This window comes from Streptomyces sp. NPDC005648 (assembly GCF_040605395.1).
Classification (GTDB): Bacteria; Actinomycetota; Actinomycetes; order Streptomycetales; family Streptomycetaceae; genus Streptomyces.
Genome location: NZ_JBEXCS010000013.1, coordinates 39,397 through 51,765, shown reverse-complemented (window position 1 = coordinate 51,765; position 12,369 = coordinate 39,397). Strand labels below are relative to the sequence as shown.

General features: G+C 69.1%; 10 protein-coding genes. 8 read left to right on the top strand and 2 right to left on the bottom strand.

Annotated features, from left to right (window positions below; translation table 11 throughout):
• Nucleotides 1–131: 131 nt before the first annotated feature.
• The gene (locus tag ABZT17_RS10360) at nt 132–1,619 is read left to right on the top strand and encodes an ABC transporter permease (RefSeq protein WP_356346280.1); all 1,488 of its coding nucleotides are present in this window, start codon (nt 132–134) and stop codon (nt 1,617–1,619) included.
• Between the two features lie 114 nt (nt 1,620–1,733).
• On the top strand, nt 1,734–2,426 hold the full coding sequence (locus tag ABZT17_RS10355; protein ID WP_356346278.1) for an ABC transporter ATP-binding protein: 693 nt from the start codon (nt 1,734–1,736) through the stop codon (nt 2,424–2,426).
• Between the two features lie 80 nt (nt 2,427–2,506).
• Here ABZT17_RS10355 and ABZT17_RS10350 read toward each other — a convergent pair whose 3' ends face one another.
• Nucleotides 2,507–2,833: a nuclear transport factor 2 family protein gene (locus ABZT17_RS10350; RefSeq protein WP_356346276.1), complete on the bottom strand. Its 327-nt coding sequence runs from the start codon at nt 2,831–2,833 to the stop codon at nt 2,507–2,509.
• A 203-nt stretch (nt 2,834–3,036) separates the two neighbouring features.
• Between ABZT17_RS10350 and ABZT17_RS10345 the strand changes: the two genes are divergently transcribed.
• From ABZT17_RS10345 to ABZT17_RS10320, 6 genes are all read left to right on the top strand, one after another.
• Nucleotides 3,037–3,603, top strand: a complete 567-nt coding sequence (locus ABZT17_RS10345) for a DoxX family membrane protein (protein WP_356346274.1) — start codon at nt 3,037–3,039, stop codon at nt 3,601–3,603.
• Between the two features lie 78 nt (nt 3,604–3,681).
• Nucleotides 3,682–4,101: a MazG-like family protein gene (locus ABZT17_RS10340; protein WP_356346272.1), complete on the top strand. Its 420-nt coding sequence runs from the start codon at nt 3,682–3,684 to the stop codon at nt 4,099–4,101.
• 77 nt (nt 4,102–4,178) lie between these two features.
• On the top strand, nt 4,179–5,111 hold the full coding sequence (locus ABZT17_RS10335; protein ID WP_356346270.1) for a PaaX family transcriptional regulator C-terminal domain-containing protein: 933 nt from the start codon (nt 4,179–4,181) through the stop codon (nt 5,109–5,111).
• A gap of 199 nt (nt 5,112–5,310) precedes the next feature.
• Complete coding sequence (locus ABZT17_RS10330) at nt 5,311–6,915, top strand: MFS transporter (RefSeq protein ID WP_356346268.1); 1,605 nt, start codon at nt 5,311–5,313, stop codon at nt 6,913–6,915.
• 270 nt (nt 6,916–7,185) lie between these two features.
• On the top strand, nt 7,186–7,944 hold the full coding sequence (locus ABZT17_RS10325; RefSeq protein WP_356346266.1) for a DUF4232 domain-containing protein: 759 nt from the start codon (nt 7,186–7,188) through the stop codon (nt 7,942–7,944).
• A gap of 315 nt (nt 7,945–8,259) precedes the next feature.
• Nucleotides 8,260–8,949, top strand: coding sequence for a DUF4142 domain-containing protein (locus tag ABZT17_RS10320; RefSeq protein ID WP_356346446.1), 690 nt, complete (start codon nt 8,260–8,262; stop codon nt 8,947–8,949).
• 263 nt (nt 8,950–9,212) lie between these two features.
• Here ABZT17_RS10320 and ABZT17_RS10315 read toward each other — a convergent pair whose 3' ends face one another.
• On the bottom strand, nt 9,213–12,281 hold the full coding sequence (locus ABZT17_RS10315) for an AAA domain-containing protein (RefSeq protein WP_356346264.1): 3,069 nt from the start codon (nt 12,279–12,281) through the stop codon (nt 9,213–9,215).
• Nucleotides 12,282–12,369: the final 88 nt, after the last annotated feature.

Here is a 12,369-nt window from a genome sequence, read left to right as displayed (position 1 = left end):
GTCTTACGAAAATTTGAAGGCGTACCCCGCTTTCTCAGCTCTGACACATCCTTTACTCAGTGCGCCTCAAAGGTTTCTCCATAGTTTGTGGCCGCGCCCACAGCGGGCGCCAAGAACCTTCGAGGAACGGGATGTTTGGCATCTATCTCAAGCGCGAACTGGGCCGCAGAAAGAAGGCGGCCCTGGTCATCGCACTGGGTCTGGCGCTCGGAATCGCACTGGTCATCACCGTCAACTCGGTGTCGGCCGGTATGACACAGGCTCAGGGCAAGGTCCTCAAGTCGCTCTACGGGCTCGGCACCGACATGACGGTCACCAAGGCGCAGTCGGCGCCCAAGGCCGGCGGCTCACAGGGCCCGAACTTCAAGTTCGACGCCAAGTCCAGCAGCAAAACGACGCAGAGCTCGGACCGGGTGATGACGCAGGGTGGTCAGGCTCTGGCGTCCTCGCTGGTCGCCAAGGTCGCCGGCCAGCAGGGCGTGTCCGCCGCGGTCGGCGCGCTCACCCTGAACGTGACCAAGGTCGACGGCTCCTTCACCCAGGGCAAGGCGAAGTCGTCCACGTCCGGCTCCGGTTCCGGTTCCGGCTCCCAGCAGGGTGGCCCCGGCGGCAACACCGGGAACAGCGGCGGCGGCCAGTCTCAGGTGCAGGGCGGCGGTGCGTCCTTCAACGTCAACTCCTACTCGGTGGCCGGAATCGACGTCACCAACCAGGAGCTCGGTCCGCTGGCCACCTCGAAGATCACCTCGGGCAAGACGTTCACGGCCTCGCAGACCGGCGCGAAGGTCGCCGTGATCAGCAAGTCGTACGCCAAGTCGAAGAAGTACAAGGTCGGTTCGACCTTCAAGATCTCCGGCACCACGTTCACGGTCATCGGCATCGCGACGCCCGACAGCGGCGAGTCCACCACGGACGTGTTCGTGCCGCTGAAGCTCGCGCAGACGCTGGGCGACTCCAAGAACAAGGTCACCACGATCTACGTCAAGGCGACCGACTCCCAGCAGATCGCGACCGTCAAGAAAACGATCCAGAAGAACATCTCCGGTACGACGGTCACCACCTCCGCCGACCTGGCCTCCACCGTCTCCGGCTCCCTGTCCACCGCCTCCGACCTGGCGACCAGCGTCGGCAAGTGGCTGTCCATCGCGGTGCTGGCCGCGGCCTTCCTGGTGGCGGCGCTGCTGACCTCCTCGGCGGTGTCCCGCCGGGTGCGCGAGTTCGGCACCCTGAAGGCGCTGGGGTGGCCGAGCCGCAGGGTGACCCGGCAGGTCGTCGGCGAGTCCATGGTCAACGGCCTGCTCGGCGGCGCCCTCGGCATCGGTCTGGGCCTCGCGGCGGCCTACGCGGTCACCGCGATCAGCCCCAAGCTGACCGCGCAGCTCGGCTCCTCCGGCGGCGGTGGCCGCATGGGCGGAGGCATGGGCGGCCCCGGTGGCGGCGGCCCCGGACAGCAGTCGGCCTCCAACACCATGGAGATCGCCCTCTCCGCCCCGGTCTCCCTGACCACCATCGCGCTCGCGGTGGGCCTCGCGGTCACCGGCGGTCTGATCGCCGGCGCGATGGGCGGCTGGCGGGCCTCCCGGATGAGGCCGGCGGACGCGCTGCGCAGTGTGTCGTAACCCTTTCCACCCCTTGTAACACCCCTTGAGCCGGGGCGCCGCCTCCGATCCCCCCGGGACGCGGCGCCCCATCCAACCTTTCGCTGTCTCTTGTCACCTTTTGTGGAGAATCCCATGTACAGACTCACCGGCGTCACCAAGCGCTACTCGCGGGGCAAGGAGACGGTGGAGGCGCTGCGTGGCGTCGACCTCACCATCGAGGACGGCGACCAACTCGTCATCCAGGGCCCCACCGGCGGCGGCAAGTCCACCCTGCTGCAGATGATCGGCGGCCTCGACCGGCCGACCGAGGGCAGCGTCGAACTGGACGGCGTCGACCTCGCGCGGGTCGGCGAGGCGAAGCTGACACGGCTGCGGGCCGAGAAGATCGGCATCATCTTCCAGTCCTTCAACCTGATCCCCACCCTGACGGCGCAGGAGAACGTCGAGACGGCGCTGGTCCCGCTGGGAGTGAAGCCGGCCGAGCGGCGCGAGCGGGCCGCCGAGGCGCTGACCTCGGTCGGTCTCGGCGAACGGCTCAGCCATGCGCCGTCCGAGCTGTCCGGTGGGCAGCAGCAGCGGGTCGCCATCGCGCGGGCGCTGGTCAAGAAGCCGAAGGTGCTGCTGGCCGATGAGCCGACCGGCAACCTCGACGAGGGGACCCGTGACGACATCATGGGGCTGCTGGAAGGGCTGTGGCGGGAGTACGGCCTGACGTTCATCATCGTCACCCATGACTCGTCGATCGCCCGACGCGCGCCCCGTCTGGCGACGATCAGGGCGGGGCAGATCACACTGACCGAGCAGCAGCCGTTCGTACAGCGCTAGTTGCGAGGCCGGGGGCGCGGCGCATCCCCAAGGGCTCGAAGGGCTCCAAGGGATTCGCGGGCTCCAAGGGCTTCGCGGAGTCAGGCCTGGCCGGTCTCGAAGCGGGCGATGCGACCGTCCTCGGTCACGTCGAAGCTCCACCGGGTGCGCATCTCGCCCCAGGTGTCGTTGCGGTAGTGGGCGAGGAGGGCACGGCCGCCCTGGGACTCGTTGTCGATGTCCAGGTGGCCGTTGGAGGAGAAGATCTCCCGGTCGATCCAATCGGCGAGGTCACGGTCGGAGCCGTCGTCCGCCATGGTCGCGTCGTCCGTGAGTACGGCCATGAACGCGTCGCGGTCATGGGCGTTGACGGCGGTGACGAAGGCGCGCACGGCCGGGTCGCTGAGTTTGGCTGGCTGAATCGTCATGCCAGCCAGACTCACACCGCTCCCCCGCGTCCGCCACCCGTACGGCTGCGTGGGCAGGCCGGTGGGGTGTGAGGAGTGGGACGGTGGAAACACGGCGGGGGATTGTTGGCGGCGCTTGTTTCGGATGCCTGTTTCTGGTGTCCGTCTCTGTTTCTGGTGTCCGTCTCTGAAGTCTGTTTCTGCTGTCTGTTCCGGGAGTCATCGTGAGTGCATACGACCGACGTGATCTGGGCCTGCTGCTGCTCCGGCTGGGGGCCGGCGGTGTGCTGGCTGCGCACGGTGCGCAGAAGCTGCTCGGCTGGTTCGGTGGCCATGGGATCGAGGGGACCGGCCAGTTCATGGAGTCCATCGGGTACGCGCCGGGCAAGGCGAGTGCGACGGCGGCCGGCCTGGCGGAGATGGGCGGCGGGACGCTGCTGGCGCTGGGCCTCGCCACCCCGGCGGCGGGCGCCTCGGCGGCCGGTGCGATGGCGGGCGCGGCCGCGGTGCACGCCCCCAACGGGTTCTTCAACCAGGAGGGCGGCTACGAGTACGCGGCCACCCTGGGCCTGGCCGCCGCCGGCCTCGCGGTCACCGGCCCCGGCCGGCTCTCCCTCGACCACGCCCTCGGCCATGTCCTCGACCGCGGCTGGATGGTGCCGACCGCGCTCGGGGCCACGGGGCTGGCGACGGCGCTGGTGGTCGGGGCACGGAACCGTCGGCTGCGGAAACCGGAGAAGGAGGGGGCGGCGGACCAGTTCGACGCTCAGGAGGCGTTGTTCGGGGAGTGAGCCTGACTGTCGGAGGGGCGGTTCTGGCTGTCGGGGGGCGGTCGTTCGCGCCGCGGCCGGCTGGGGCAGGCTGCGGCCATGACTGATCAGCCCACCGTTCCCGGAAACGCCGAAAACCCCGGAAACGCCGAAAACCCCGGAAAGCCGGGAAGCCCGGGAAAGCCGGGAAACGCTTCCTCCCTCGATGTCTGGTCCTCCATCGACGCCCTGTGGACCTGGCTCGACGCCAACCGTCCGCTGGACGACCGCGAGGGCTTTCTGCTGCGCGTGCTGAAGCTGTCGGAGGAGGTCGGCGAGGTCGCCGAGGCGGTGATCGGGGCGACCGGCCAAAACCCCCGCAAGGGCGTGACCCACACCTGGGACGACGTCCAGGGCGAACTGTGCGACGTGGTGATCACGGCCCTGGTCGCCCTGCGCACGCTCACCCCGGACGCGCGCGAGGTGTTCACCCGGCATCTGGCAGGGGTCGCCGACCGCTCCCTCGGCCCGTCCCGCTGACGCCCTCCGCCTCCCGCGCCCGCACCTTCCCGCTCCCGCACCCGCACCTTCCCGCTCCCCCGCTCTACCCTTGCCCCGTGACCAGCCCCGACCCCCGCGACCAGGCCTCCGGCGCTCCCCGTCCACAGTCGTTGATGCTGAGCTTCTTCGGGATCCATGCGCTCGGGCGGGACATCGCCGTGTCGGCGAGCAGTCTGATCGAGGTGTTCGGGCAGGCCGCGATCACCGAGGACGCGGTGCGGTCGACGCTGACGCGGATGGTCAAGCGTGGGCTGCTGGAGCGGCACCGCCGGGGGCGCAAGACGTACTTCGGGCCGACCGCGCGGGCGGCCCGGGTGCTGCGGGACGGGCATGACCGGGTCTGGCGGACCGGGGCGGTGAACCGGGACTGGGACGGCACCTGGACGCTGGTCGGATTCTCCCTGCCGGAGGCATGGCGCAGGGAGCGGCACGATCTGCGGTCCCGGCTGGTGTGGAGCGGTTTCGGGCCGCTGCAGAGCGGTCTGTGGGTGGCGCCCGGCGCGGTGGACGTGGCCGGCGTGGTGGCGGGGCTCGGCCTCGACTCATGCCTGAGGGTGTTCCAGGGCGCGACCGTCGTCGCCCCGACCGAGGCCCGTACGGTCCTGCACTCGGCGTTCGACGTCGACTCCATCGGCAAGGGGTACGAGGCGTTCATGACCCGCTGGGGCACGGGCGCCGGGGCGGGCTCGGGCGCCGGGACCCACGCCGAGGTCGGCGCCGGCGAGCCGGACCAGCCGGACCAGCCGGACCAGGCGGACCAGGCGGACCAGGCGGACCAGGCGGGGACGCTCGTACGGCAGCTGCTGTTGCACACCGACTGGCTGGACCAGATCCGCCAGGACCCGCATCTGCCGGCCGAGCACCTGCCCGAGGACTGGCCGGCCGCCGACGCGGAGGCGCTCTTCCGCGAACTGGCCCTCCATTACGAGGAGTTGGCCGAGCGCGAGGCCGCGAGCACGTTGGACATGATCGCCGTAGAGCCGGCTTGATCATGGCTTGAGCATCCGCCGGGGGCCCTCCACGGGACCCTCCACGGGGCCACCACGGGGCCACCACGGGGCCTCCGCGGGACTCCCTTGCTTGCGAATATTGGGCAACCCATTGACCGTCGTCGAAAAACTGCCCTACATTCGCAGCGTTTCTCGGCGCCGCCATCCCCCGACAAACCCGCTCAAAGGGGAGCCCCTCGTGTCCACCGAAACGCATACCGAACCCGACTCCACCGCCGCCGGACCGGCGTCCGGCGGCCTCCCCGTCGGCACCCTGATCGCCGGCTGCTTCGCGGTCTGCCTCGCCCAGATCGCCCTCGCCATGCCGGCCACCCTCAACGGCCTCTTCCAGGAGGACCTGCATCCCGTCGGCTCGCAACTGACTTGGATCTCGGACGCGTTCCTGCTGCCGGTGTCGGTGCTGGAGCTGACGTTCGGCGTCCTCGGCGACCTGTTCGGCCGCAAACGGCTGCTGGTCGGCGGTGGCGGACTGCTGGTGATCGGCGAGGCGTTGGCCGCCGCCAGCACCGGCATCCACATGCTCTGGGTGGGCCAGGCGATCGCGGGCCTCGGCGCCGCGGCCCTGTTCCCGACCTCCCTCGCGATGATCGCCGCGGGAACGCACTCCGCCCGCGACCGCGCCCGTACGATCACCATCTGGGCGGCCGCCCTGTCCAGCGGTGGTTTCGTCGCCCCGGTCCTGGGCGGTATCACCGGCAACTACGGCTCCTGGCGCTGGGCGTTCATCGTCGTCACGGGGCTCGCCCTCGTCAGCACGGTGCTCAGCCAGTTCCTCGCCCAGAACTCCAGTGCGCCGGAAGGCCGTTCACTCGACCTCGCCGGTCAGATCACCATCGGCATCGGCATGTTCGCCCTGCTGTACGCGGTGATCCAGGGCCCGGCGGACGGCTGGACCGCGACACCGGTGGTGATCGCGTACGTCGTCGCGGCGGTCTTCGTCGGCCTGTTCATCGTGGCCGAACTCCGCGCGGATTCCCCGCTGTTGCGGCTGGACCTGTTCAAGAACCGGGCGTTCGCGGTGGCTTCGTTCGTCGCGGTGGTCGGCATGTTCAGCTACCTGGGCACCGCCTACGCCACCAGCATCCGGCTCGGCCCGATCCAGCACCAGAGCCCCCTGCGCGGCTCGTTCGCCTTCATCCTCCTCAACGCCTGGACGCTGCTGCTGATGCCGCTGATCTCCCGGCTCCTGGAGAAGGTCAGCCCGCGCTGGGTGCTCGGCACGGGTCTGGCCCTGATGGCGACGGGCGACTTCATCGCGGCCACCCTCTCCGTCCACGACCGCGCGCTGACCTCGCTGATCCTCCCCATCGGCCTGGTCGGCATCGGCTTCGCCCTGACGGTCTCCTCGATCACCGCGACCGCCGTCAACACGGTCGAGGTGCACTACGCCGGCATGGCCAGCGCCTCCACCAGCCTGCTGCGGGACTTCGGCTTCACGCTGGGCCCGGCGGTGATCGGTGCGATCGCACTGAGCCGGGCCGCCGACGAGTTCACCCAGAAGCTCGCCTCGTCCGGCCTCTCCGCCCAGGCCAAGGCGGCGGCAGCGCAGGTCGCCGCCGAGGGCGGCCCGCTCGCCTCCAACTCGGTCCCCCCGCAGTCTCCGCCCGGCGGCGGCGTACCCATCGCCCTGGAAGCCCTCGGCAACGGCTACGCCATCGGCTACGTCGTCTGCGGCATCGCGGCCCTGGCCTGCTGCCTGCTCAGCGTGATCGCACTGCGCGGCAAGGCAAACGACGACGCGACGGTCGGCATCGAGAAGGAGGAGGCAACGGCGATCGCCTGACCGACCGCCTCCCTGCCACTGACCGCCGTACCACCGCTGACCAGGGGCCCGTACCGCTCCCCGGCGGCCCCACCGCGCGAGGCGGTGCCGACTCCCGACTCCCCGTCCGGCACCGCCTCGCCTCGTTTTCCCGTCCGTCACCGCACCGTCACGGATGATCCGCGTCTGTCACAGCCGACGCACAGCGGAAACCCCCGGCCCGGCAGCCCTGTCTAGATCGACGGGCGCAGGCAAGGACCGGCGCCCGGAAGAGCGACATCGGGGGATCCCATGCAGTACGTGAACAGGAACCGCATCCGCAAGGCCGCACCGGCGATGGCCGTACTCTCGGCGGCGCTGCTGGTGACGGCATGCCAGGCAGGCGGTTCGTCGTCCGCAGGCGACTCCCCCTCGAAGGCACCGACCAGCGCGGCCCCCTCCACGGACACATCGTCCAGCCCGACTTCGACCCCCACCACGACGCCCGTGAAGGCGTCCCCCGCCTCCGACACCCACTCCACGGGCTCCACAGGTTCGTCGTCAGGCTCGGGTACGGGTACGGGTACGGGTACGGGTTCTGGTACTGGTACTGGTACCGGTACGACGCCCAAGACCTGCGCCGCGACCGTCCTGACGGTCACCGCGCACCAGGCCGCCAACCGCCCCGTCGGCACCGGGACCGGCGCGGCGATCGTCGAGTTCACCAACACCTCCAAGCAGACGTGCACCCTGCAGGGCCACCCCACGGTCGCCGGCGCGGGCAACGGCTCCCCGGACCACAACGCCCCGCTGAAGGTGACCCCCACCGGCACCGCCACCCCGGTCAAGCTGGCCCCCGGCGGCAAGGCCCGCGTCAAGCTGACGTTCGTACAGGTGCAGGGCGAGGCGGACGGCTACTGCAAGTCCGGTACGACCCCGGTGACGTACCCCACCCTGGTGATCGGCCTCCCGAGCGCCGGCGCGCACCAAGTCGCCCTGGACGACGGGGTGTTCGCGGAATGCGACAACACGGTGACGGCGACGGCGGTGACGACGGCGCCCCTGTCCTGACGCAGGCTGGGCCACTGGCAAGTTCGACGGGCCGGGAAGAACCAGACGTGCGGGAATGGGCCTGCCTCTTCCCGGCCGCCGCTACATGGTCGACGGTGAGGCCCCCGCCTCCTAGGGCCTAACGGCCCTACTTCCCACTCACGGAACTGACGCCACATCAGACACTCACCACCGACCAATCTCTTTACCAACTCATGGCGAGCACAAGAGGTCCGCGAAAGCCCTGCGATCCGTAAGTACGGTGTGTGCGGGATCCGATGAACCGGATCAGGAGACACGGTGCTCGTTTCACGGAAGGCGGCGGGAACTCTCTTCATAGGTGGTGCGGTCAGCCTCACCCTCGGTTCCCTCCTCTATCCCGCCATGCTCGGAGTTCAGAAGATCAACAGCGCGCCGTCACGGATCGTCGCCCACCCGGCGACCGGCCCGGTGACGGCGGCAGACCGGGATTTCGTGGTCAAGACGCGCGCGGCCGACCTGTGGGAGTACCCCGTCGGCGAGAAGGCGCTGAAGAAGGGGACGACGAAGGCGGTCAGGAGCGCCGGGGAGCAACTGGTGGCCGGGGACGCCGCGCTGGACGCGGCCTGCCGTCAAGTCGCCGACCAGTTGGGCATCACACTGCCCAACCAGCCATCGCCCCAGCAGCAGGGCTTCGAGTCCCGGCTGAACGGCGAGAACGGCAAGCAGTTCGACACCGACATGGCCACCACCCTGCGCACGACGAACGGCCAGTTCCTCACCACGATCGCCGCCATCCGCACCACCACGACAAACTCCCTCGTCCGCGCTCTGGCCGACCGAGCCAACAACACCGTCCTGAACCACATCGCGGCAGTGGAGAAGACCGGCCTGGTCGACTTCACCCAGGTCCTCCCCCAGGAAACCAACTCCCCCAACCTCCCAGCCCAGTCCCTGACCCCACCACCAGCGATCGCAGGCCAGCCGGAGGTTGTCCTCACTCCGCCGGCGAACACCACGGTGTCGCCGAGTCCGACGGTGGGGTGAGGTGAGGCCCTGAAGGAGGACGCAACAGCGAGAGCACCTCCGTGAAGCCGACCCGGTCACGATCGGGCCGGCGTTCAACGAAAGGCGGCAGACGAGTCGGGCTGCACGCCCAGCACAGTGCTCGATCCGTCGACACGTGCTCTGGCCTGCACAGACTCGCTGCGGGACCGAGCGGCTCAAGCGCCTGCCACGGGCACGGCTGGGACAGGCACAGCCCGCCCTCTGCCAGAATCTGTTGGCTTCGGTCCCCCTTGTCATAACAATCAGCGCTTGGGACGCAGCCATCGCTCAAGCTTGTCCCGGGAGGCGCTGTCCGCGTCTACGTACCAGAGCTTGTTGTCCTCATCCCAACTGGCGTTGAGCTGTGACTTGGCCTCGTCCTTGTACCGGTAGGAGACGTTCAGATACAGACGGCCCCACACCACAGCCCCAACCTCGACCCCCTCTTCCTTGCCAGGGTTCTTGCCACCGCGACCCGTCCTCGTGCGCTGCGATTCATTCCGTGGCTGATAGACCGGCCTCTCCATACGCGCCTGCTCCATCACCTTCCGCGCCTGAGCGCACGACTCAGGATCTTCAAGTCTCATCATGAGGTCGGTCGGGCCCATGGCCGCCAGCAAGTTGAGAGAGCCGTGCCAGAGCACGGTGTCGTCCACCATGAAGACCTTCTCATGCATGCGCTCCCGATAAGTGACCGTGCATCCAACGGACTTGAGCTGGTCGACAAGGCTCTGGTGCCGTTCGGCCCCGGCCGGGTCCCGCTGCTCCTGTGGGGAGCGGGTGTGGATCACGATCTCGACGCCTGCTGCGGCTCGCGCCGCGAAGAGCCTCGTCCACTGGCGCACCCGAGTCGGTGACAGCAGGAAGGTGTATATGTCGATGCGGGTTGAGGCTCGTTCGATGTCCCAACGTACGGCACGGTCCACCTGGTCGGCGGGGAAGAAGGCCGGGCGGGTCAGCTCTTCCTGGGGCAGTCTGGCGAGGTCCGCCGCGCTTCTGATCGGGATCAGTTGATCCACGGAGAGGGTCTGGGCGTGCGCCTCCAAGTGATCGAGCATCACCCGCGCCTCGCTGCGCGCGGGCAGCTTCAGGCGCAGGAACTCCACGTCGGCGATCACGACCAGATGGTCCTGGGCACGGCTCAGGGCGACGTTCAGGAGTCGGCACGTCTGCGAGTCGAGTCCCGTCTCCTCGTAGAACCGTCCGAGGCGGTCACCGGAACCCGCCGCGGCGTCCAGCACGACGACGGGTCGCTGGCTGCCCTGGAAGCGGTGCACAGTGGCAACCAGACCCTCGTGTTCGGCTCCAAAGCGCTCAGTGAGGGTCTGCCCGAGGGCCTTGACCTGGTCTTTGTAGGGGGTGATCACCGCGAGACGGTCCGTCGCCCGTTCACCCGGCGGGACGTTCTGCCATTTCCTGCCCGGTAGCACGCCGTCGTACTGGAGTCCTCGTACGAGTTCGTGCACGACTGCGGTGTGCACGGGATTGCTGAGGTGGCTGGGGCCGGGAACTCGGTGTCGTGAGGTGTCGATCATCATGATCGGCGCATCGACGAGGGTGTTGAACGGGATGCGGCTAGTGTCGTCACGGCCGGTGGTCAGCGGGGCGTCGGGATAGGCCACCGCGTTCACGAGGGCACAGATCGACGGCCTCATGCGGTACTGGGTGTTGAGCGCGACGAGCCGAGGCTGCTGGAGGACGGTCCCTGCCGGGCTGACCAGCCCGGCGGCGCGGAAGGCATCCGTGGCCGACCAACGGCGGGCGTGGGCCCTGTCGTCCTCAGACGCTGCTCGGTCCTCGGGCGCCTTGGTGATGGCGGGCAGTTGCCGGAAGTCCCCGGCGACGACGACACGTTTGCCGGCCAGTCCGCCCACATACCAGGCGGACGGCAGATCGACCATGCCCGCTTCGTCGATCACTACGACGTCGGTGCGCTGGAGGAGGGGCCGGGACTGGACCGCCTTGGCCACGGTGGTTCCCACAACCCGGCAGTTCCTGCGTACGGCGTCCGTGATGCGGCGCAGCTCCGCCTCGGCCGCAACGATGCTCTGCTGCACGGCGTCGGCCTGCTTCACCAGGTCCGGGCGGGAGGGCAGTCCGGTGAGTGCGGAGGTGAGCCGTGTGAGGTCCGCCTTGATGCGGGTGATGTCGGCAAGAGCCTTGCCCTGGGCGGACTCTGCCGCCCTCTCGGCGCGCTCCGCCTCGGCAGCCTGCTGGTTGGCCGCCTGGAAGCCCGACACGGCAGCATCAAGCTTGGCCTGCTTCCGCTCGGCGCGCCAACCCGTTGGCTGCCCCATGTCCCTGATGCGAAGCGCGAGTTGCCCGGCCACGATCTGTGCCTGCCCGAATGTCTGACGAGCGCTCTGGGCAGCCTTGCCTGCCTTCTCATAAGCGGTACGGGCCGTGACGAGCCCCTCCTCGAGACCCCGCATCCGGTCGCAGAGCGCGATACCTTCACGGACGGCGGTCAGCGTGGCGCTCCATTCCGTCAACTGGCTTTGCAACTGCGCGGAGAGGCGGGCGGCGATGCGCTCCGGTTCCACGTACTCGCCGTAGCGGTCCCGCAGCGACTCGACGTCGATATCTCCGGCCCGCTGCACCAGACCGGCGCCGAATCCATTCTCCCCGGCCAATAGGTCACAGATCCGCTCGAGCGCCTGGTCGACCGCGACCTTCGTCGGGGCGAGGAAGAGGACGTTGAGTCCCTGCCTGCAGCTGCCTTCGACGATGTGGGCGATCACATCCGTCTTGCCGGTCCCGGGCGGCCCCCACACATAGGTGATCTCGCTGGCGAGGGCCTGCTCCACGGCCTGACGTTGACGCGAATTGAGTTTGAGCGAAGGCCAGTTGGCCACCCAGCGACCGGGATCACCGTCACGCGCGACTTTTGGACTGCCCCGTCCGATCATCCAGCCGGCGCTCTCCAGTCGCACCGGGTGGTTCTCCTCGCCGACCGCGGCCAGCCGTTCCGCCAGGACCCGCCAGGTGGCGGAGTCATCGACTCTGAGCTGTACCTGAGCCGGGCTCGGCCCCAGGTCGACCTGGGTGACGACTCGGAGCTTCTGCTGCGAAAGCGGTGCGGCTTCGGCCGGCGCCCAGGTGCCTCGCGACCGAGAGGCACGGATCAGCAGGGGCTTTCCGTTCAGGGCGACGGGCCAGCGTTTGCACTCGAATTCGTATTCGTACTTCTCCCCCGCCTCGGAGGTCCTGCGTCCCGCACGCAAGGACGCCTTCGGCCCGTTGCCACCGTCGCTGCGCAGCTCCGCCGCGACTTCCAGCCGGGCCGCATGTATCAACTCAGCAACCGGATGGTGCCGTTCGGCCCCCGTCATCCCGTGCTCCCCCCGTTCCCCGTCGGCCAGTACGTGACATGGCCACCTGGCGCGACTTTATGCCGTCATGGAAGGTCAGGATGCTGAT